This is a genomic window from Streptomyces sp. GL_148 (genome assembly GCF_057834205.1).
Genome location: NZ_CM174396.1, coordinates 1,097,316 through 1,116,971, shown reverse-complemented (window position 1 = coordinate 1,116,971; position 19,656 = coordinate 1,097,316). Strand labels below are relative to the sequence as shown.

Here is a 19,656-nt window from a genome sequence, read left to right as displayed (position 1 = left end):
CCAGGGGCGCGTCGGTCACTGCGTCCGGGTGGCGGTGCCGCGTCAGCCGAGTGCGCGGTCGAGGTTGAAGGCGGCGCTGATCAGCGAGAGGTGGGTGAAGGCCTGGGGGAAGTTGCCGAGTTGTTCGCCGGTCGGGCCGATCTCCTCGGCGAACAGACCGAGGTGGTTGGCGTAGGTGAGCATCTTCTCGAAGGCGAGCCGGGCCTCCTCCAGCCGGCCTGCGCGGGCCAGTGCCTCCACGTACCAGAAGGAGCAGATCGAGAAGGTGCCCTCCGGGCCGTGCAGGCCGTCGGGGCTGGCGGTCGGGTCGTAGCGGTAGACCAGGGAGTCGGAGACCAGGTCCGTGGTGAGCGCGTCCAGGGTGGAGAGCCATTTGGGGTCGGTGGGCGAGATGAACTTGGCCATCGGCATCATCAGCAGCGAGGCGTCCAGGACATCGCCGTCCAGGGCCTGGACGAACGCGCCCCGACGGGCCGACCAGCCGCGCTGCATGATCTGCCGGTAGATCGCGTCCCGGGACTCCCGCCAGCGGGGCAGGTCCGCCGGCAGACCGCGGCGGTTCGCCATGCGCATCGCGCGCTCCAGCGCCACCCAGCACATCAGCCGCGAGTACACGAAGTTCCGCCGGCCCCCTCTGGTCTCCCACACCCCCTCGTCGGGTTGGTCCCAGTGCTCGCACAGCCAGTCCACCACGGCACCGACCTCGTCCCAGCGGTCACTGCTGATCGGCTGCCCCCACTTGTCGTACAGGTAGATCGAGTCGATCAGCGCACCGTAGATGTCCAGCTGAAGCTGGCCGGTGGCGGCGTTGCCGACCCGGACCGGTGCGGAGCCGAGGTAGCCCTCCAGGTGCGGAAGCTCGTACTCGGGCAGATCGGTGCGCCCGTCGATGCCGTACATGATCTGCAACGGACCGCTCTCCCCCGTGCCCCGCAGGATGCCCCGCTCGGAGATGAACCCCATGAACGCCTCGGCCTCCGAGGTGAACCCCAGGCGCAGCATCGCGTAGACGCAGAAGGCGGCGTCGCGGACCCAGACGTAGCGGTAGTCCCAGTTGCGCCCGCCCCCGATCTGCTCGGGCAGGCTGGTGGTCGGCGCGGCGACGATCGCACCGGTCGGCGCGTAGGTGAGCAGCTTGAGTACCAGAGCGGAGCGGTTCACGGTTTCCCGCCACCGCCCGTGGTAGCGCGAACCGGCCAGCCAGTGACGCCAGAACCTGATCGTCGCCTCGGCCTGCTCCTGCGCCTCGGCGCGTGGACAGGACCGAGGGGCCACGTCGTCGCCGATCTGGTCGAGGGCGAACACGTTGGACTCGCCCTCGAGGAGCTTGAAGTGCGACCACACGTCCAGGCCGTCGCTCTCCAGGGGTGCGGTGGCGGTCAGCGCGAGCGTCAGGGATGGGGAGCGGAACACCGCCTGGTGGCCTTCGAGGTGCGTGGTGTGCGCTTCGGCGCCGTAGCCGAAGCGGGGGGCGATCCGCGCCCTGAAGGGGAGGGTTCCGCGGACGCAGATCACCCGCCGGATCAGCCGGTGCCGGGCCGCCTCGCGCGAGTCGTCGACCACGGGCATGAAGTCCTGTATCTCGGCCACGCCGTCTGCGGCGAAGAACCGCGTGATCAGGACGTTCGTGTCGGGGAAGTAGAACTGCCTGGTGCGTGTCGGGACCTCGGCGGCCAGCTCGAACGAGCCGCCCCGGTCGGCGTCGAGGATGGACCCGAAGACGCTGGGCGCGTCGAAGCGCGGGCAGCAGTACCAGTCGATGGTGCCGTTCGTGCCGACAAGGGCGGTCGTTCGAAGATCGCCGATCAGGCCGTGTTCGGGGATCGGTATGTAGCGGCTGCTGTCGGCCTGCTCGAAACCAGTCGTGTCGAACGCCATGACGGACTCCGTAAGTTGTTAGGCGGCCCGGGAGGGCCGGGTGTGGCTAATGACGGCTTGCCAGTCGTGGCTCGCAGGGAGTGGCCGTCCGGCTCTTCGGGGCGCCCTGGCTGCTGATTGAGATGTGCGCGCTATGTGCGGTCGCTGATTACGGAGATGACAGCGGGGTGTTCCTCGGGCCAACGGCATGCCGTGCGGCACGAGGAGGGGCAAGTGAACGAGCAACGAGACCAGGTCTGGGCCGGTATCGACGCCGGCAAGGGCCACCACTGGGCGGCGGTGGTCGACAACAGCGGCGTGACCCTGTGGTCGAAGAAGATCGACAACGACGAGACGGCGATCCTGACCGCGATGGGCGAGATCCTGGATCTGGCCGACGCAGTCCACTGGGCGGTGGACATCTCCGGCACGGTCTCGGCCCTGCTGCTGGCCCTGCTCGCGGCCCACGGGCAGAGGGCCGTCTACGTGCCTGGCCGTACCGTCAACCGCATGGCGGGGGCCTACCGGGGCGAGGCGAAGACCGACGCCCGCGATGCTTACGTCATCGCCGAGACCGCCCGCCACCGCCGGGACTTCACCGCGATCGATGTCCCGGCCCAGCTGGCCGCCGGCCTCGCGCTGCTGACCACCCACCGATCCGACCTGATGGCCGACCGAGTCCGGCTGATCAACCGGCTCCGTGACGTCCTGACCGGCATCTTCCCCGCACTGGAGCGGGCCTTCGACTACAGCAGTCACAAAGGCGCCCTTGTGCTGTTGACCGGCTACCAGACCCCGGCCGCCCTGCGGCGCCGCGGCCATGCGCGACTTACGGCCTGGCTGGCAAACCGCCACGTACGCAGTGCCGACCAGGTCGCGGCAGCCGCCCTGGAAGCGGCCCAGGCCCAGCACACCACCCTGCCCGGCGAGGACGTCGCCGCGCAGATCGTCGCCGATCTCGCCACCCAGATCCTGGCCCTGGACGACCGGATCAAGAAGATCGACCGGCAGATCCGCGACACCTTCCGCACTCATCCGCAGGCGGAGGTCATCGAGTCGCTGCCCGGTATGGGCCCCCTCCTCGGGGCCGAGTTCGTCGTCGTGGCCGGCGACCTGGCCGCCTGCACCGACGCCGGTCACCTCGCCTCGGCGGCCGGGCTCGTGCCCGTCGCCCGCGACTCCGGCCGCCGCACCGGGAACTTCCACCGGCCCAAGCGCTACAGCCGCCGCCTGCGGCGGGTCTTCTCCATGTCCGCGCAGACCAGCATCATCCGCGACGGACCGAACCGTGACTTCTACCTCAAGAAGCGCGCCGAGGGCTGCAAACACGTCCAGGCCGTCATCGCACTGGCCCGCCGACGCGCCAGTGTCCTGTGGGCACTCCTGCGTGACAACCGGGCCTTCACCTCCGCCCCGCCGGTCACGCAAGCGGCTTGACTTCGTCATTGAGACTCCCTGCCGGTGCGGCGCGGTCCTGGGGTTGAAGCCCTGCTTTTCATGCTAGATCGCTACTCGATGCGGGGGTCTGGTGAAGCTCGACGGTCCGGATCGCGTTCGTCGAAGACGTCGAGAAGGTTGCGACGCATGAGGTCGGCGACACTGCTGGTCATAGGCATTCCCTTGGGGTGAAGTCGTGGTCGTCGAACATTCCGGCGGGCTAGCGCGTCGCCGGAAAATGTCTGGCCAACTCTGCTCTGGAAGCCTCATCAAGCTGGACTCCCGCGGCGTCGAGGTTCTCGGCCAGGTGAGTGCGCGTGCGGGTTCCGGGGATGAGAAGGATGTTGGGCGCGAGGTCGATGAGCCAGGCGAGTGCGATCTGTGCGGGGGTCGCCTGCAGCCGATTGCCCAGCGCCGCGAGCGCCGGGCTCGTCAGGATCTGGTTCCGGCCGCCCCGAGGCGAGCCGAGCGGGAAGAAGGGAACGAACGCGATGCCCCGGTTCGTACACTCCTGGAGCACGTCCAGCGAGCTCTGATCGGCGAGGTTGAAGAGGTTCTGGACGCAGGCGACCTCCGTCTGCTCGAGCGCTCGCAGCAGGTGCCGCTTCGAGATGCTGCTGAGGCCGATGCCGTCGATCAAGCCCTCCTCGCGGGCCTGGATCAGGGCTGCCAGTTGGGAGTCGAACCGCGTGCCGGGTGTTGACTGGTCCATCATGCGCAGGTTCACCGCGGCCAGGTGGCTGATGCCCAGGGTGGCGAGGTTCTCTTCGATGCCCTGGCGGAGCTCGTGTGGTTCGTCGAAGGGCAGTACCGCGCCGGCGGCATCGCGACGGGCGCCCACCTTGCTGACGATCGCCAGGCCGGCCGCGTAGGGGCGCAACGCGTCGCGGATGAGCTTGTTCACCACGCCGGGGCCGTAGTACTGCGCGGTGTCGATGTGGTTCACGCCGCTGTCGACTGCGGCACGCAGCACGCGCAGCGCTTCGTCGTGGTCTCGTGGCGGGGCGAAGACGTTGTCGCCGGCCAACTGCATCGCGCCGTATCCGATCCGGCGCACGTGCCAGGGGCCGAGAGCGTACGACCCTGCGGATTCGATGACGTGCAGGTGGTCCGACATGGTTTCTCCTGCGCTGGGGTGATCGGTCAGGTCGCGCGCGGTTCTGGCTGAGCCCCGACCGTGTTCCGTAGAGCGCCGTCCGGGTCCTCTGGGGCGAGGCGAGTCAGTGGTTGCGGGTGTAGCCGCCGTCGGCTGCGATGAACTTGGCGGTGACGAAGGCGGAGTCCTCGCCGGTGAGGAAGAGCACGGTGCCGACAATGTCCTCGGGCGTGGCGCGGCGTTTGATCGCCTGCTCGGTCCGGGTCGGAAACGTCGGCGACCAACGGAACGCACGTGCCGCCGGCCTCCTGGATCTCCTCGTACGTCTGCTCGGGGGCCGACAGGTCGACCGCGGCGACGGTCGCGCCCCGGCGCGCCAGTCCGCGGGCGATGGCGGCGCCGAGGCCGCGCGCGGCACCGGTTACGACGGCGACGCGGCCTTGGTGCGTGGCCCACGGTGCGTCCTGGGCGGAGAAGCTGTTCTCTGTCATGGGGGGCCTCCTGGTCACACCCACGGCGGCCGTGACCTGCTGAGAGCTGCGGGGACCAGGCGCCGCGCGCGGGTCAGTCCCGCGAGGCAGGGCTGCCGGTGGCGCGGCGGGCTCGGATGGTCGCGGTCAGCTGCAGGTGCCGGGCCGCCATGCCCTTGAGCTTGGTGACGCCGTGGGCGTAGCGGTCCACGGTCGCGGTGGCCTCCACGGCGATCTCGTCCCCGTCGACCTGGGCCTTTGCCACGGTGAAGGTGAGGGGTGCGCGGACGCCGTGGGCGGTCAGCAGGCCCTGGAGGACCCAGGCGCCCGCCTGGTCCAGCTCCGCAGCGGTCGATGTGAAGGGGATGTCCGGGTAGGTGTCGGTGTCCAGCAGCGTCTTGGACAGGACCTGGCGGTCCCGGTTCTTGTTGCCGGTCTCGAAGCTGGTCGCGTCGACGACCGCGTCCACCCGAGAACCGGCCAACGGGTCGGCCAGCGAGACAGTGCCGCCGCGCAGCCTGAAGCTGCCGCGGACCATGCCCAGGCCGAAGAGATGCCTGGTGGTGAAGGTGATCCGGGAGCCGGGGACGTCGATGATGTACTGGCCAGGCTCCGGCGTGGCGGTGGTCATGACGACCTCCTGTGAGTTGAGCATTCAAGTCAGAATGAGCAGGAGCGCTGTGTTGTCCGGCGTGATGAGATGGCCGGCGAGCGGGTCGCGCACGGGGGTGCTGGTCAGGGGAGCGCCTTCCCGTAGCGAAACAGACGCGCCCGACGGTAGTGGCCGTCACGGTGAGCGGCGGTCACCGGATCCTGGTGATTCGCGGTGCGGGGTGAGCTTTCGGATCTCGAGCAGGTCCAGGCCGAGCGCCTCGATCTCGGCCAGTACGCCGTAGAGCGCGGACTGGTCCAGGAGCCCGGTGAGCACGGTATGCGCGCCGTGCCGCTGCGGCGTCATGGCCGGGAACGCGGACAGCACGGTGGCGCCGAGGTGCCCGTTGATCCGGATCAGGTAGGGGGCGGGTGCCGGGTCCATGACGCCATGATCACCGGTGGGAAGGTGACCCCGCACCACCCGGATCCGGTGACCTGCACAGGGGGCTGGCTAGCGCGTATGGTGCGCGGCCAGCAGCCGCAGTTCCCGGGCGCGCCGCACGGCCGAGGACCGGTTACGAACCTGGAGCTTGGCGTAAATGCTGCGCAGGTGCGTGCTGACGGTGTTCAGCGAGACGGACAGTTCGCCGGCGATCTCGGGCCGGGACAGGTTCGTCGGCAGATACCGCAGCACCCTGAGCTCGCCCGGGCTGAGCTCCGCCGCCAGCGGTGGTGAGGACTGCTCTTTGGCCGCCGGGGATGAGTTGTGCAGGACATCCAGGATGTCGGCGAGCAGCGCGCCATGTGCTGTCTGGTGCCGGGGGAGTGCCTCCAGCAATTCTTGGGAGTCCGTCATCGCGAATGGCAGGACCAGCCGGTTGGACTCCGCCAGGTCCAGCGCCTGTTCCGCCGCCTGGTTCGCCGCGCGCTGGTCACCGAGTTCACGATGGGCGAGCCCGGCGAGTAGGTGCGCCTCGATGACCGTGACGTAACCGAGGACCGGTGCCGTGCCACCGAGGACATCGTGCAACGCATCCAGGGCTCCGGCCGGATCGCCTTCCGCGAGGCAGATCGCCGCACGGGCGTTGCGGATCTCACCGGAGCCGACTCGCTCGTCATCGAGCGCCGCGAGGGCGGAGCGGGCTTCGCCGGGCAGCCCGAGGCGGGCTTGCGTGGCGAGCAGCCAGCCGGTCATCTGGGTCGCCAGCGCCCATGATCCCTCCAACCGCGATACCAGATGTTCGGCTGCGCCGAACTCATCGAGCGCCTCGCGGCGGCGGCCGCGACCGGCGTGCAGCATCGCGGCCGTCTGGTGCAGCAGCAGCCTGATGTCCGGCCCGGTGTCTGTTCGCAGAGCCCGTTCGGTGCGCCGCAACCACCGCTCGCCCTCGTCGAACTCACCCAGCCACACCATCGTGCCGGCGAGCGTCATCAGCGCGGGTGCGATCACCGGTTCCGTGCCCCAGCCGTACCGTTCGGCGAGCTCTATCGCCTCGCGGCACCGTCGCTGGGTCGTGGCGAACGCATCGATCTTCGGCATATCAGCACCATGGAAGATGTACGCGAAACTGAGCTGCGCGAGGCAGCCCACTTCCAGGTACGGCCGGCCGATCTCCCGGGCCAGCACGGCGCCCTCCCGGAGGTGGCGTACGGCGTCAGGCAACCCCAGCGACCACGCCTCGGCCGTCCCCAGATTCATCAGCGCCACCGCGCGCAGGTCGCTGCCCAAGGCGATGTCCTCGTCGGACTGCCCGGATACCGGGGAGTCGAGGAACCTGACGTTCTCGACGACACCGGCCAGGTGACCTCGCCGTCTGGCCAGTGACAGCTGCAGCGACGCGATCGCCACCCCGAGGCGGCGCCGGCGCTCCGGCGTCGTCGTCGCGGCGTACGTCTGTGCGACCGCTAGATGCGCGGCCGCCTCGTCCAGGCGCCCCTGGACCAGGTCACCCATCGCGCGCACCAGGGCCAGCTCGGGGAGGTCCTCGCCCGGTGGGAAGGCCCGCACCAGCGCCTGCATGGTCTGCGCCTGCCCGTCGAGCGTCAGGCTGAACGCATGGTCGGCCAGTAGCAGGGCCGCGTCAGCCCAGGCGCCGGCCGCCTGGGTGTGCCGGACGGCCTCGGCCACCTGGCCCTGCAAGGTGAACCATCCGGCGGCGCGCCGGTGCAGTGCGGGTACTTCTTCGGGCAGCGTCCGGCGCAACTCCAGCCTCAGGAGATCCGCGAACAGGTGGTGGTAGCGGAACCAGGTGCGCTCGGGGTTGAGCGATTCGACGAACGCGTTCGCGTCTTCGAGACTCAGCAGGACCTGTTCCGAGCCCGGGCGGCCGGTCAGCAGGTCGGCCAGCTCGCCGTTGACCCGATCCAGCAGGGAGGTGCGCAGCAGCAGATCCTGGACGTCGGGCGGCTGGCGTTCGAGCATCTCGGCGATCAGGTACTCGGCGACCGTGCGGTCGCTGCCGGAGAACTCCGCGACGAACCGCTCGGGGTCGGGATGGCCGACCAGGGAGAGCGTCGCCAGCCGCAGGCCCGCGGCCCACCCTTCGGTCCGCCGGTGCAGCAGCGCCGCTCCGGAGTCGGAGAGCGCGATGCCCGAGGCGTCGAGCAGCTCGCGGGTTTCCCGCTCGGAGAAACGCAGGTCCGCCGCGCGTATCTCGGCGAGCTCGCCCGTCAGGCGCAGCCGGTGCAGCCGCAGCCGGACATCGTGACGCATGGCCAGTATCGCGTGCGTCTGCGGGGGAAGGCCGGTCAGCAGCCGGGTGAGCTGAGCGGGGGCCTCTGGCGAGAGCAGCTCGTGGAGATCATCGATGACCAGCGTGACGCCGCCGTGGGCGTCGGCCAGCTCCGACAACACCCGGTCGACCATCGCCGACGCGTCGAAGTCGGGCGTCGCTGCGGGCAGTGCCGCGCCGCTGCCCGCGTTGCCGTCGGCGCCGGTGGCGTGACGGACCGCACCGAGCAGGGCCAGCCAAAACTGCTGGGCGTCTTGCTGGCCGCGCGGCACCTGCACGAGGGCGAGCCGACGTGGCTGACCCGGCCGGTCGGCCCAGGCGCGCAGCAGTGATGTCTTCCCGCTGCCGGCCGGAGCCGAGATGACCGTCACCTTGCCCGCCGCCGCGTGATCCAGGGCAGCGACGAGATCGTCCCGGTCGATCAGCCGGGGAGCTGTTGGAGGCACCATTAAAGGCCCGCCTTGCTATCCACGCTATCCACGCCCGACACCCTGGCGCCGGTCACCCAGCTCCGGCGCCTTTCCCGTCGGTACCAGGCTAGCGGCACCTACTGACGACTGCGCGCGAACCCCCGATCACCCGGTGTCACGCTGGCGCAGCCGGGCAATCACCGGGATCGGGTGACGGCATCTCACCCGACTGGCAGCGAGCCTGGGCCCGTAGCGAAAGCTCGCACGGCCGCCAGGGACGTGCTCCGAGATCCAGGGGAGATACCGTGACCTCGCCAGCCTCCGGCGCGGGCAGCGCCTCCGACCTGCCCGACTACGCGCCCACCACCCGGTCGGCGCGATCCGAGACCGGGCGGGCGGCCTCACCCTCCGCCCCGGCCGACGGCCGGGACCACCGCCTCGGCCTGGGTCTCCTGGTCATCGCCACCGCCCAGCTCATGGTCGTGCTCGACGCGACCATCGTGAACGTTGCCCTCCCGGACATCCAGAAGGCGCTCGGCTTCTCCGGCAGCGGCCTGGAGTGGGTGGTGAACGCCTACGCGGTCACCTTCGGCGGCCTGCTCCTGCTCGGCGGCCGCGCCGGCGACATCCTCGGCCGGCGGCGGATGTTCGTCTTCGGCCTGCTCCTGTTCTCCGCGGCGTCGCTGCTCGGCGGGTTCGCCACCAGCCAGACGTGGCTGCTCACCGCGAGGGCGGTACAGGGAGTCGGCGGCGCGGTGATCGCGCCGACCGCCCTGGCGCTGATCACCACCAACTTTCCCGAAGGCGGGGAACGCAACAGGGCGTTCGGCGTCTACGCGGCGATGGCCGGCGCCGGCAGCGCGGTGGGCCTGCTGCTGGGCGGCATACTGACGACCTACGCGTCGTGGCGGTGGGTGATGTTCGTCAATGTCCCGATCGGGATCCTGGTGGCGGCCGCGGCGCCGCGCATGCTGACCGAATCGCCCCGCCGACCGGGCCGCATCGACGTGGCCGGCGCGATCACCGGCACCGGGGGCGTCGCGCTGCTGGTCTACGGCCTGTCCAAGGCCGCCACGGGGCCCGACGGGGTATCGCATTGGGGTGACGCGCAGGTGATGGCGTCGCTGGCCGCATCCGTGGTGCTTCTCGTATCGTTCGTGCTGGTCGAGAGGCGTAGCTCGCACCCGCTGCTTCCGATGCGGGTGCTCGCCGACCGCAACAGGTCGGGTGCCTACCTGATCATGCTGTGCGTCTCCACCGGGCTCTTCGGTTTGTTCTTCTTCCTCACCCTCTTCATACAGAACGTCCTCGGCTACAGCGCGATCCGGACGGGCATCGCGTACCTGGCGTTCGCGATCGGGGTCGTGATCGCCTCCGCGCTGGCCTCGCGGCTGGTGCAGCGGTTTGGCTCACGGCCGCTGATCGTGGCCGGCACCGCTGCGGTCGCGGGTGGGATGTTCTGGTTCTCCATGCTGACCGAGCACGCCGGCTACGCCGGCCAGCTACTCGGCCCGATGCTCGTCAGCTCGCTCGGGCTCGGCCTGGTGTTCGTTCCGCTGGCCCTGGTCGCCCTGCACGAGGTTGCCGAGCAGGACTCCGGTGTCGCCTCCAGCTTGCTCAACGCCGCCCAGCAGGTCGGCGGCGCAATCGGGCTCGCTCTGCTCGGCACCGTCGCCTGGACGACCACTGCGGACAGCGTGCGGACTCAGGTCGCGCAGGCGGGCCGGCCGTTGCCGAAGCCGGGCACGCCCGCGCCTGCGTCCATCTACGACCACGCGCTGACGGTCGGCTTTTCCCGTGCGTTCTTGGTCGCCGCGGGGATCGGGCTGCTCGGCTTGCTCATCGCGATCACCACCATCCGGGTCCCGCGCCAGGAACTGTCCGGTGCCGTCCCGGCGCTGCCGGAGATGGCGCCGCAGCCCGCCGTATCGCAGCCCGTGGCACAACAGCCCGTGACTGTGCAGCGGCAGGATGACCGAGCCGCCCTCGCTGCGGCGGCCCGTCCTTGCCGGCTTTGCTAGCCGACGCGCCGCTACCACCGGAACTTCAGACGCTCGAGAGTATGAGCGCAGCATGCGATCTATCAGACAACGCGCTTCCGCGACGAAGCGCCGCAGATGAGAAGGCAAACGTCATGCTCAAGATCGGCATCATCCTCGGCAGCACCCGCCCCAACCGCAACGGCGAACAGGTGGCGAAGTGGGTGATCGACATCGCCTCGCGCCGCGTCGACGCCGCGTTCGAGCTCATCGACCTCCGCGACCACCCCCTGCCACACTTCGACGAGCCGATGCCGCCGATGTTCGGCCAGTACCAGAACGAGCACACCAGGCAGTGGGCGGCCAAGATCGCGTCGTTCGACGGGTTCGTCATCGTGACACCCGAGTACAACCACGGCATCCCCGGCGTGCTCAAGAACGCCTTCGACTTCCTCTACGCCGAGTGGAACAACAAGGCGGTCGGCTTCGTGTCCTACGGCGGGGTCGGCGGTGTCCGGGCCGTCGAGCACCTACGCGCCGTCGCCGCCGAGCTCCAGATGGCCGACGTACGCCAGCAGGTCGCACTGTCGATGATCACCGAATTCGAGAATTTCAGCGTCTTCAAGCCCGGCGAGTACAACCTGCCCGCCCTGGACACGATGCTCGACCAGGTCATCGCCTGGACCGCCGCGCTCGCACCGCTGCGCACGGCCTCGGCCGCCGTAGCCTGAACCGCCCGCCGGGCCCTGTTCACCCATGTGCGCCGAACAGGAGAGGGCCTCGAAGCGATCCTGCGGCAGTCAGCCTTCCCTGCGGCCAGCGGCGTCGATGGGCAGCGGCGCTCGCGGAACCGCGTGGCGCAAGGCAGAGCCCGCCCTGTCCCTACAGCTCAACCTCCCGGGGCATAACCCGGATCGTGAACGACAGGAGTTCGACATGAGCGAAGCACTCGACCGGAACGCGAAGACCATCGCAGAGTTCCGAGCGAACGAGGGCAGGGCCGGCGGGGTCTTCGAGGGCGCTCCGATCGTCCTCGTCCATCACCGCGGCCGCAAGAGCGGTCAGGAGCACGTCAACCCGATGATGTACCTTCCGCACGACACCGCGCCGGACATCGTCTACGTCTTCGCGACCAAGGGCGGAGCACCCACCAACCCGGACTGGTACCGCAACCTGACCGCCGCCGGTGAGGGCACCGTCGAACGTGGCACCGCGACCTATCAGGTGACCGTCCGCGAACTGACGGGCGCCGAACGCGACCGCATCTACGCCGAGCAAGCGCGGCGTTACCCCGGCTTTGCCGAGTACGAACGCCGGACTGCCGGAATCCGCATCATTCCCGTGCTCGAACTCCGGCGGGCGTAGCCCACACCCCCGTCAGCTTCAGCGAGTCGAAGGAGAGAGACCATGCCCAAGGCGGTCAGGTACGACGAGTTCGGCGGGATCGACGTGCTGCGGGTCGACGAGGTGGAACGCCCGGTGCCCGGGGACGGGCAGGTCCTCGTACGCGTGAAAGCGGCCGGCATCAACCCCAGTGAGGCGGTCATCCGCACGGGGGCGCTGGCGGACCTGTTCCCCTCGACGTTCCCGTCCGGGCAGGGCAGCGACCTCGCCGGGGTCATCGAGGAGGCCGGCGCCGGGGTTGCCGGATTCTCGCCCGGCGACGAGGTGATCGGATTCAACCAGAAGCGGGCCTCCCAGGCCGAGCTGGTCCTGGTCGAGGCCGGTGACCTCACGCGGAAGCCGGAGAAGGTCTCATGGGAGGTCGCCGGCAGCCTGTACGTCGTCGGCGTCACCGCATGGGGGGCGGTGCACGCCGTCCAGCCCAAGGAGGGCGAGACCGTCGTCATCTCCGGAGCCGCCGGGGGAGTCGGCTCGCTCGCCGTCCAGCTCGCGCGCCGTACCGGGGCCACGGTCATCGGTCTGGCGAGCGAGAGCAACCACGAGTGGCTGAAGAGCCACGACGTGATCCCGGTCGCGTACGGCGAGGGCGTCGCGGACCGCATCAGGGCCGCCGCGCCCACCGGCGTGGACGCCTTCATCGACACCTTCGGCGACGGGTACGTCGAGCTGGCCCTCGCCCTCGGCGTCGCGACCGATCGGATCGACACCATCGCCGATTTCGAGGCCGCCGAGAAGCACGGGGTGAAGACCGACGGGGGCGTCGCGGCCGGGCCGGGCGCCAAGGTACTCGCCGAGCTTGCCGGCCTGATCGCCGACGGACACCTCGAGGTGCCGATCGCGAACGTCTACGCGCTGGCGCAAGTCCGCGAGGCCTACACCGAGCTCGAACACCGCCACACCCACGGCAAGATCGTCCTCAGGCCGTAGTGCTGCTCCGCAGAAGTTCGTGGAGGCGGTCAGGCCGCTGGGCAGCACGGTGCCTCGCAGCGGTTGTGGTTGTGGTTGTGCGATGTCAGTGGTGCTGGGTCATGTGGGCGAGGGTCTGGGTGGCGCTGTCGGGGGAGAAGGCGCTGTTGATGCCTTCTGCGGCTCCTTCGGCTGCCTGGATGGAGCGGGGCAGTAGGACGGTTTCGTATGCGCGGATGGCGTCGTCGGTGGTGGGGCTTTCGATGAGCGCGTGGGCGAGGTCGGCGCCGTCGCGCATGGCGAGGTTGGCGCCCATGCCGGAGAAGGGGGACATGAGGTGGGCGGCGTCGCCGAGGAGGGTGACGCCGGGGGTGTGGGTCCAGGTGTGGGGGACGGGCAGGGCGAACAGGGGCCGGTTGGTGCAGCCGGTGTCGGTGGCGGTGATGAAGCCGAGCAGGTCGGGGCTCCAGCCGGCGAACTTCTTGAGGAGGGCGTCGCGGACGGCGGCGGTGTCGGTGAGGTCGAGGCCGGCCTGCTGGTGCCAGTCCTGTGCGGTGCGCATGCCGACGTAGACGCGGATGTGTCCGCCGCTGTTGCGCTGGGCGACGAGGCCCTGGTTGTCGTCGAGGGCCATCATGGTGCCGTTGCCGGTGAGTTCGGCGAGGCGGGGGTGGCGGGCGTCGGCGTCGTTGAGGCCGGTCTCGACGAAGGTGACGCCTGTGTAGAGGGGTGTCGCGTCGGACAGGAGGGGGCGGACCTGGGACCAGGCGCCGTCGGCTCCGATGACGAGGTCGGCGTCGGTGGTGGTGCCGTCTGCGAAGTGCAGGCGGTGGGTGCCGTTGCCGAGGGTTTCGGCGCGATTGAGCTTGTGTCCCCAGCGCACGGTGTCGGGCTTGAGGGAGTCGAGGAGGAGGTCGCGGAGTTGTCCGCGGTCGATCTCGGGGTTGCCTTCAGCAGTGTCGGCCTCAGGCGGGATCGCGTCGAACAGGATGAGGCCGTCGCGGCTGACCAGGCGCATCTGCTGGCCTTCGGGGCGGGCCTGGGCGAGGAAGTCGTCCCAGACGCCGGCCGCGCGCAGGGCGTGCTGGCCGGTATCGGGGTGCATGTCGAGGGTGCCGCCCTGGTTGCGGGCGGTGCGGGAGGCGTCCAGGTCGTAGACGGCTGCGGTGATGCCATGTTGCTGCAGGATGCGGGCGCAGGTCAGGCTGCCGGGGCCGGCGCCGATGATCGCGATGCGGTGGGTGGGCATGGCTGGTCACGCCTTTCGGGCAGAAGGGTGCATGTGGAACGGGCCGGGCTGTGCCAGGCGGCCGCGCCACTCCAGAAGAGCACATCAGCTAAATAAGTGCAACGACACAACTTTTGTAGTTGAGCAACCGGGGGTGTAGGGTCGTGGCATGACCGACACGACGAGCGGCACCGCGGCGACGGCACCGGCGGGACGCCGCGAACGCAAGAAGGCCGCCACCCGCCGAGCCCTGGCCGAGGCGGCTCTGCGTCTGTTCCTGGAGCAGGGATACGAGCAGGTCGGTATCCGTGAGATCGCGGACGCCGCTGACGTGTCCACCACCACCCTGTTCAAGCACTTCCCGGTCAAGGAAGCCCTCGTCTTCGACGAGGACGCAGACCAGGAAGCCCGTCTGCTCGCCGCCGTACGCGAGCGGCCCCAAGGCCGGTCCATCCCCGCGGCCCTGCGCGAGCATGCCCTGCGCTACCGCGTCGCAGCCGTGGACGACGGCGCCGGTTTCACCGCGTTCAGTGAGCTGGTGGAGACCACCCCGGCCCTGCGGGACTACGCCCAGCGCATGTGGTTGCGCCACGAAACCGCCCTCGCTCGCGCGATTGCCGAGGAAAGCGGACTTCCGGCCGACGACCCGGCCTGCGCCGCCCTCGCCCACTTTGCCCTGGAAGCACCCCGTGCCGCCCGCGGCAGCCAAGATCCCCGCCAGGCCGTCACGCGCGCCTTCGACCTCCTGGAGAAGGGCTGGAGCGCCGTCGCCTCCACGGGATGAGTCCACCGACGCCGACGCGGCCACGGCGCGCGTCGTCGAGGAGTTCCATGGCTTTGCCAGGAGCTTTGCCGTTTCGTACAGCCCATTCCCGACAACGACCGGCCGTCACCATCAGCTTGGAAAAGGCTCTGCGTCTTTGGCCTGGATCTTGGTCGTGGGGGAGGTGGGGGGGGGCGCCGCCTCCTCGGTTCCTCGGTCAGGTGTCGAAGCGGTGGCGAGAGGCTTCGATGTGGCCGAGGTGTCGGTGGGTCCAGTCGCACAGTCCGGCGATCGTGACGCGCAGGGCCCGGCCGGGCTCGGTGAGCGTGTACTCGACCCGTGGCGGCACGACGGGGTGGACCGTGCGCTCGATCAGGCCGTAGCGCTCGAGCATGCGCAGGTTCTGGGTGAGCATCTTGTGGCTGATGCCTTCGATCTCGCCGCGCACCTCGCTGAACCGCAGCGTGCGTTCCCCCAGCGCCTCGATGATCAGGAGCGCCCATTTGTTGGCGACGTCCGAGAAGATCTCCCGCGCCAGGGAGTCTGCGCGCCTGAGGTCCGCCTCCTCGGGCGAGCCGCTGTACTGCTTGGTCACCATCAGGTTCCCCAGTCACCGAAAAGTGCGTTCTTCCATGTCAGGAGCCACTCTCTTACGGTTCCTGAGTAACCACAAGAGAGCGCCTCTCACGGCGTCTCTCACAGCATGCGGAGGCAGGCAGCATGGCCATCACCCTGGTGAACCCCAACGGATTGCCGGAAATCCCTGTCTACCGGCAGGTGTCGGTCGCGACCGGGTCGAAGCTGGTCTTCATCGCCGGACAGGTCGCCTGGGGCCCCGATGGGGTCACGGTCGGCGAAGGGGACCTCGCCGCGCAGGTCGAGCAGTGCTACGTCAACATCGCCGCCGCCCTGGACGGCGTCGGTGCCACCCTCGAGGACCTGGCGAAGCTGACCGTCTACGTCGTCGACTGGACCCCCGACAAGATGCCCCTGCTGCTGGAGGGCATCGCACGGGCGGCCAAGAGGCTGGGCGCCGCACCGGTCCCGCCGGCGAGCATGATCGGCGTCGCGGCTCTGGACGTCCCCGAGCACCTGGTGGAGATCGAAGCCACCGCCGTTGTCGACTGAGCTCCTGTGAGGCACCCGGCAGGGTGCCGAGCCGTTGCGCTGCCAGTCCTCGCCGACCGGATCCTCGCCGAGGGCCCTCTGTCCGTGCTGGTCGACAACGTCGGGTGATGTTCGCGGACCGGCAGACTCGGTCGACGGGATCGAGGCGTCGTTCGCCGTCAACCACCTCCCTCCGTACCTGCTGACCGAACTGCTGCTGCCCGCACTCGAAGCCGGCACTCCGAGCCGGATCGTGAACGTCGCCTCAGGCGCGGTGGGTGCACGCTCGACGACCGGCCCGGCGTCCGCGGCGGCCAAGCCTTCGCCCTTCGCCGCGACCGACGCCGTGCTGAGCGGCCGGACCGGCCTCGTCATCGGCCCGCAGGTGCAACCGGTCGCCCCTTCCCGCCGGCGATCGATCCACGCACCGCCGCCGTCCTCCGCCGCCTCAGCGCGCGCCTCGCGACTCTCGCTGCGTGACGGGATGGGTGGCTCATCGGATCCCCGCACCGCCACGGCAAATGCGGATGAGTCATCCAGTTAGGCTTCTCCCATGACGACTGCCCCGCTTCGCAAGGACGCCGCCCGTAACTGGGAGCGGATCGTCGCCGTGGCCCGCGATCTGGTGGACGAAGGCACACCACTCCAGCTCAACGATGTCGCCCGGCGCGTCTCCGTGGGCGTCGGCACCGTCTACCGTCATTTCCCCACCGCCGAGGCGCTCCTGGAGACCGTCGCCACGCCCTGCCTGGAGTCACTCGTCGACCACGGCGAACGGGCACTGACCGACGACGACCCTCGGAGCGCCCTCGCCGGATTCCTGACCCGCACCATCGAAGCACAGGTCACCGACGCGTCTCTGCCCATGGTCGCCGCCGCGGCCACGGACGCCCTGCCCCGCACCACCGAACTGAAGCAATCCCTGCGGTCGGTCGGCGCACGGCTGCTGGAACGCGCCCGCGGTGCCGGGGTGGTGCGCCCGGACCTGACCTCCGACGACCTGGTCCCACTCATGTGCGGAGTCGCCTACGCGGCAAACGTCCACAGCGTCCCCGCCACTCGCGTCGATACCGCCCGCCGCTATCTGAACGCCCTTCTGGAAGGCTTGTACACCCAGAACCCGCATCACGTCCCCAGCGACAGCGGACGTTCACAGCGGCAAGACGGCACGCCTCACGGGTGACTTCGGGCCGGGCCGGGCTTGTCCCGCTGCTCGAACGGGCGGGCCGTGTCGCGTTTGCGTCGGCCGCGATCTGCCGGTCCACAGCCCTTTGGGGCGTCCGGTGGCAGGTCGCCGCGCGGCGCGGTCATGTGCGCACCGCGTTCGGGATATCTCTGGTCGCAGGCGGCGGTCGGCGTGACCGCCACGGTCCGGAAGGCAGGTGGCCGGTGAGTGTCCAGCCCGTCCCCGAGGGGTATCCGCGTGTCACGCCGTACCTCTGTATTGACGGCGCCGCGGCCGCGATCGACTTCTACGCCTCCGTGCTCGGCGCTCGGGAGCGGATGAGGATGGCCGCTCCGGGAGCCAAGATCGGCCACGCCGAGCTGGAGCTCGGAAGTTCGGTCATCATGCTCGCGGACGAGTACCCCGACATGGGCTTCCGCTCACCGAAGTCGGTGGGCGGCACGCCCGTCACCCTGCATGTGTACGTCGAAGACGTCGACGCGGTCTTCGCCAAGGCCCTGGCCGGGGGTGCCACCGAGCTGCGGCCGGTCAAGGACGAGTTCTACGGCGACCGCACCGGCCAGTTCGAGGACCCGTTCGGACATCGCTGGAACATCGCCACGCACATCGAGGACGTCCCGCCGGACGAGATGGAGAAGCGGTCCGAGGAAGCCGAGCGCGCCATGGAGTCCAAGCCGGGCGGCGAGTGAAGGATCCGCCCGTATCCCCTGCCGGTTCCTGGTACCTGCTGTTCTTGGCAGCCGCCTTGCCGGTCGGGCGGTGGGATTCACGGGGTCCGGAGTGCGGCGACGGACTGTGCGGTGAGGTGGCCGCCGTGGCCGACGTAGGCGGTGGTCGGGGTGTGGTCGGCGATGGTGCGCATGCTGTGTGCGGCGGCGTCCAGGTCGGTGGCGAACATGGGCTTGCGGGCCGTGCGGGCTCGCATCATGCCGCCGGAGAGGGCGTCGCCGGCCAGGATGCTGTGGTCGGGGAGTAGGACGCAGGTGGATCCGGGGGTGTGGCCGGGGGTGACGAAGGACCGGCCGATTCCTCCGTGGCGGGTCAGGTCCTCTTCGTCGCCGAGGATGATGTCGGGCTGGATGGCGGGGATTTTGGCCTTGGCCAGCATGACCTTCATGAGTCGGGGCATGAGGCTGGTCGGCTGGAGGTCGACCCGGCCGCCGTGGCGGAGCTGGTCGGCGTCGTCGCGGTGGATGGCGATGGGCGCTCCGGTGGCCTCGCGGAGGGCGAGTGCGGATCCGCTGTGGTCGGCGTGGTGGTGGGTGAGCAGGATGAGCTTGACGTCGGCGGGGCGCAGGCCGGCATCGGCGATCTGCTGGAGCATCGCGGGGGCGCGGCCGGCGACGCCGGTGTCCACGATCATGGCGCCGTTCTCGTCGGTGACGAGGAAGGCGGACGAGGCGATGTTCTTGACGGTGTAGACGGTGTTGACGGTCATGACTTCTCCCGGAGGTTGGTGGCGCGGTCGGAGTGCGAGGGCGTGCGGGTGAGTCAGATTGCGGGTTGGACTTCAGGCGGGTCGGATGCCTGGCGTCGGGCCGGTCAACCGGTGGTCGCGGCCTGTGGGGTGGGCTTGCCGGGCCGGGTCGTGGGGGACGCCGTGAGGTGCAGTGCGGGCAGGCCGCGGCGGCGGATCATGAATTCGGCGATGACGATGTTGGGCAGCCAGCACAGGAAGGGCAGGGGGGCGTAGGCCTGCGTCAGGATGGCGTCGAAGGGGTCCGGGCCGTGTGCGAAGGGCACTTGGGCGAAGATCAGTACCCCGAACCACAGCCGGAGGGTGACGGCCGCGTAGGTGAGGGCGAAGTTGCGGATCATCCAGGCCTGGTGGCTGCGGATGTCACGCTCGCGGATGGCCTTGTAGCCGCGCCATGCCGTCCACCCCCACAGCACCGCCAGTGAGCCGGCCACTCTGCACGGCCTCGCGGTGCTCAGCCTCCGTCAACCCCACCAGAGGTTCGGCATGGACGGAACTCCGGAAGACCTCGCGGCCGGGACCCTGTCCGCGATCTTCGGAATGTAGTCAGGTCCCGGATGGTTCGGGGCTGTTGCCGAGCACGTTGTCGATGTGGGCGGCGAGCGAGGCGCGCAGGTCTTCGGGCGCCATCTTCTGATCCTCGATCAGGTGCACCACGAGATCGGCGCGGATGGCGGCCAGAAGTGCGTGGGCGGTGAAATCCGGGTTGTGTACGCCGGGCACCTGGTCCAGTGCGGCGCGGAGGGTTCCGTGCCACCAGCCGTAGTGCTCGGCCTGGTAGGGGCTGCTGAGCCCGGCGTCCTCCGCGGCCGCCATCAGGTTCCGGTTCTCGATCTTGAAGCGCAGCGAGGCGTCGAGGAGGTCCAGCACCCGCCGGCGCGGTGATGGCCCGGCTGTCTCCGCTGCCTTCTGAGCGGCTTCCCGCAGGGGTTCGAGGCGGGAGGCGATCACGGCGCCGATCAGGCCGGCACGGTCTCCGAAGCGACGGAAGAGCGTGCGGAGCCGCCGAA

General features: G+C 69.7%; 20 protein-coding genes and 1 pseudogene. 9 read left to right on the top strand and 12 right to left on the bottom strand.

Going from position 1 to position 19,656, the window contains the following annotated elements; genetic code table 11:
• Positions 1–42: 42 nt before the first annotated feature.
• Positions 43–1,878, bottom strand: coding sequence for a glycoside hydrolase family 15 protein (locus AC3IYI_RS05080; RefSeq protein ID WP_489409061.1), 1,836 nt, complete (start codon positions 1,876–1,878; stop codon positions 43–45).
• Positions 1,879–2,091: 213 nt separating this feature from the next.
• On the opposite strand from AC3IYI_RS05080, the gene AC3IYI_RS05075 reads away from it, so the two are divergent.
• Positions 2,092–3,294, top strand: coding sequence for an IS110 family RNA-guided transposase (locus tag AC3IYI_RS05075; RefSeq protein WP_489409060.1), 1,203 nt, complete (start codon positions 2,092–2,094; stop codon positions 3,292–3,294).
• Positions 3,295–3,514: 220 nt separating this feature from the next.
• Here AC3IYI_RS05075 and AC3IYI_RS05070 read toward each other — a convergent pair whose 3' ends face one another.
• The 6 genes and pseudogenes from AC3IYI_RS05070 to AC3IYI_RS05045 all read right to left on the bottom strand — a co-directional run bounded on the left by AC3IYI_RS05070 (position 3,515) and on the right by AC3IYI_RS05045 (position 8,635).
• A complete protein-coding gene (locus tag AC3IYI_RS05070; protein WP_489409059.1) occupies positions 3,515–4,411 on the bottom strand; it encodes an oxidoreductase in 897 nt (298 codons plus the stop codon).
• Between the two features lie 103 nt (positions 4,412–4,514).
• Positions 4,515–4,598 (bottom strand): hypothetical protein, encoded by an 84-nt coding sequence (locus AC3IYI_RS05065; RefSeq protein ID WP_489411891.1) that lies wholly within the window; start codon positions 4,596–4,598, stop codon positions 4,515–4,517.
• Between the two features lie 106 nt (positions 4,599–4,704).
• Positions 4,705–4,881, bottom strand: a pseudogene (locus tag AC3IYI_RS05060) (SDR family NAD(P)-dependent oxidoreductase); the annotation flags it as partial.
• Between the two features lie 73 nt (positions 4,882–4,954).
• Positions 4,955–5,491: a YceI family protein gene (locus AC3IYI_RS05055; protein ID WP_489409058.1), complete on the bottom strand. Its 537-nt coding sequence runs from the start codon at positions 5,489–5,491 to the stop codon at positions 4,955–4,957.
• 156 nt (positions 5,492–5,647) lie between these two features.
• Positions 5,648–5,896, bottom strand: coding sequence for a hypothetical protein (locus tag AC3IYI_RS05050; RefSeq protein WP_489409057.1), 249 nt, complete (start codon positions 5,894–5,896; stop codon positions 5,648–5,650).
• Between the two features lie 69 nt (positions 5,897–5,965).
• Complete coding sequence (locus AC3IYI_RS05045; RefSeq protein ID WP_489409056.1) at positions 5,966–8,635, bottom strand: winged helix-turn-helix domain-containing protein; 2,670 nt, start codon at positions 8,633–8,635, stop codon at positions 5,966–5,968.
• Positions 8,636–8,901: 266 nt separating this feature from the next.
• Between AC3IYI_RS05045 and AC3IYI_RS05040 the strand changes: the two genes are divergently transcribed.
• From AC3IYI_RS05040 to AC3IYI_RS05025, 4 genes are all read left to right on the top strand, one after another.
• Complete coding sequence (locus AC3IYI_RS05040; RefSeq protein ID WP_489409055.1) at positions 8,902–10,617, top strand: MFS transporter; 1,716 nt, start codon at positions 8,902–8,904, stop codon at positions 10,615–10,617.
• Positions 10,618–10,730: 113 nt separating this feature from the next.
• A complete protein-coding gene (locus AC3IYI_RS05035) occupies positions 10,731–11,306 on the top strand; it encodes an NADPH-dependent FMN reductase (RefSeq protein ID WP_489409054.1) in 576 nt (191 codons plus the stop codon).
• 205 nt (positions 11,307–11,511) lie between these two features.
• Positions 11,512–11,940, top strand: a complete 429-nt coding sequence (locus tag AC3IYI_RS05030; RefSeq protein WP_489409053.1) for a nitroreductase family deazaflavin-dependent oxidoreductase — start codon at positions 11,512–11,514, stop codon at positions 11,938–11,940.
• A 42-nt stretch (positions 11,941–11,982) separates the two neighbouring features.
• On the top strand, positions 11,983–12,906 hold the full coding sequence (locus AC3IYI_RS05025) for an NADP-dependent oxidoreductase (RefSeq protein ID WP_489409052.1): 924 nt from the start codon (positions 11,983–11,985) through the stop codon (positions 12,904–12,906).
• A gap of 85 nt (positions 12,907–12,991) precedes the next feature.
• On the opposite strand, the gene AC3IYI_RS05020 is transcribed toward AC3IYI_RS05025, so the two are convergent.
• Positions 12,992–14,134: an FAD-dependent oxidoreductase gene (locus AC3IYI_RS05020; RefSeq protein WP_489409051.1), complete on the bottom strand. Its 1,143-nt coding sequence runs from the start codon at positions 14,132–14,134 to the stop codon at positions 12,992–12,994.
• A gap of 148 nt (positions 14,135–14,282) precedes the next feature.
• Here AC3IYI_RS05020 and AC3IYI_RS05015 point away from each other — a divergent pair, with 148 nt between their 5' ends.
• Entirely contained in the window at positions 14,283–14,897 is a 615-nt protein-coding gene (locus AC3IYI_RS05015; RefSeq protein ID WP_489409050.1) for a TetR/AcrR family transcriptional regulator, read from the top strand.
• 196 nt (positions 14,898–15,093) lie between these two features.
• Here the strand turns inward: AC3IYI_RS05015 and AC3IYI_RS05010 are convergent, their stop codons facing one another.
• Positions 15,094–15,474, bottom strand: a complete 381-nt coding sequence (locus tag AC3IYI_RS05010) for a winged helix-turn-helix transcriptional regulator (protein ID WP_489409049.1) — start codon at positions 15,472–15,474, stop codon at positions 15,094–15,096.
• A 122-nt stretch (positions 15,475–15,596) separates the two neighbouring features.
• Between AC3IYI_RS05010 and AC3IYI_RS05005 the strand changes: the two genes are divergently transcribed.
• The 3 genes from AC3IYI_RS05005 to AC3IYI_RS04995 all read left to right on the top strand — a co-directional run bounded on the left by AC3IYI_RS05005 (position 15,597) and on the right by AC3IYI_RS04995 (position 17,858).
• Complete coding sequence (locus AC3IYI_RS05005) at positions 15,597–16,004, top strand: RidA family protein (RefSeq protein WP_489409048.1); 408 nt, start codon at positions 15,597–15,599, stop codon at positions 16,002–16,004.
• Positions 16,005–16,536: 532 nt separating this feature from the next.
• On the top strand, positions 16,537–17,166 hold the full coding sequence (locus tag AC3IYI_RS05000) for a TetR/AcrR family transcriptional regulator (RefSeq protein WP_489409047.1): 630 nt from the start codon (positions 16,537–16,539) through the stop codon (positions 17,164–17,166).
• Positions 17,167–17,372: 206 nt separating this feature from the next.
• Complete coding sequence (locus AC3IYI_RS04995; RefSeq protein ID WP_489409046.1) at positions 17,373–17,858, top strand: VOC family protein; 486 nt, start codon at positions 17,373–17,375, stop codon at positions 17,856–17,858.
• A gap of 77 nt (positions 17,859–17,935) precedes the next feature.
• On the opposite strand, the gene AC3IYI_RS04990 is transcribed toward AC3IYI_RS04995, so the two are convergent.
• The 3 genes from AC3IYI_RS04990 to AC3IYI_RS04980 form a co-directional block, all read right to left on the bottom strand.
• Complete coding sequence (locus AC3IYI_RS04990) at positions 17,936–18,607, bottom strand: MBL fold metallo-hydrolase (RefSeq protein WP_489409045.1); 672 nt, start codon at positions 18,605–18,607, stop codon at positions 17,936–17,938.
• 104 nt (positions 18,608–18,711) lie between these two features.
• On the bottom strand, positions 18,712–19,080 hold the full coding sequence (locus AC3IYI_RS04985; protein WP_489409044.1) for a DUF2306 domain-containing protein: 369 nt from the start codon (positions 19,078–19,080) through the stop codon (positions 18,712–18,714).
• Positions 19,081–19,192: 112 nt separating this feature from the next.
• Positions 19,193–19,597 carry a hypothetical protein gene (locus AC3IYI_RS04980; protein WP_489409043.1) on the bottom strand — a complete coding sequence of 135 codons (405 nt, stop codon included), beginning with the start codon at positions 19,595–19,597 and terminating at the stop codon, positions 19,193–19,195.
• Positions 19,598–19,656 lie beyond the last annotated feature (59 nt).

What these genes read in the sequence shown, in the direction of transcription:
- AC3IYI_RS04990 (WP_489409045.1), bottom strand. Translation starts at nt 18,607, where the DNA reads ATGACCGTCAACACCGTCTACACCGTCAAGAACATCGCCTCGTCCGCC.
- AC3IYI_RS05020 (WP_489409051.1), bottom strand. Translation starts at nt 14,134, where the DNA reads ATGCCCACCCACCGCATCGCGATCATCGGCGCCGGCCCCGGCAGCCTG.
- AC3IYI_RS05030 (WP_489409053.1), top strand. Translation starts at nt 11,512, where the DNA reads ATGAGCGAAGCACTCGACCGGAACGCGAAGACCATCGCAGAGTTCCGA.
- AC3IYI_RS05070 (WP_489409059.1), bottom strand. Translation starts at nt 4,411, where the DNA reads ATGTCGGACCACCTGCACGTCATCGAATCCGCAGGGTCGTACGCTCTC.
- AC3IYI_RS05045 (WP_489409056.1), bottom strand. Translation starts at nt 8,635, where the DNA reads ATGGTGCCTCCAACAGCTCCCCGGCTGATCGACCGGGACGATCTCGTC.
- AC3IYI_RS05005 (WP_489409048.1), top strand. Translation starts at nt 15,597, where the DNA reads ATGGCCATCACCCTGGTGAACCCCAACGGATTGCCGGAAATCCCTGTC.
- AC3IYI_RS05010 (WP_489409049.1), bottom strand. Translation starts at nt 15,474, where the DNA reads ATGGTGACCAAGCAGTACAGCGGCTCGCCCGAGGAGGCGGACCTCAGG.
- AC3IYI_RS05025 (WP_489409052.1), top strand. Translation starts at nt 11,983, where the DNA reads ATGCCCAAGGCGGTCAGGTACGACGAGTTCGGCGGGATCGACGTGCTG.
- AC3IYI_RS05080 (WP_489409061.1), bottom strand. Translation starts at nt 1,878, where the DNA reads ATGGCGTTCGACACGACTGGTTTCGAGCAGGCCGACAGCAGCCGCTAC.
- AC3IYI_RS05000 (WP_489409047.1), top strand. Translation starts at nt 16,537, where the DNA reads ATGACGACTGCCCCGCTTCGCAAGGACGCCGCCCGTAACTGGGAGCGG.
- AC3IYI_RS05015 (WP_489409050.1), top strand. Translation starts at nt 14,283, where the DNA reads ATGACCGACACGACGAGCGGCACCGCGGCGACGGCACCGGCGGGACGC.
- AC3IYI_RS05055 (WP_489409058.1), bottom strand. Translation starts at nt 5,491, where the DNA reads ATGACCACCGCCACGCCGGAGCCTGGCCAGTACATCATCGACGTCCCC.
- AC3IYI_RS05050 (WP_489409057.1), bottom strand. Translation starts at nt 5,896, where the DNA reads ATGGACCCGGCACCCGCCCCCTACCTGATCCGGATCAACGGGCACCTC.
- AC3IYI_RS05035 (WP_489409054.1), top strand. Translation starts at nt 10,731, where the DNA reads ATGCTCAAGATCGGCATCATCCTCGGCAGCACCCGCCCCAACCGCAAC.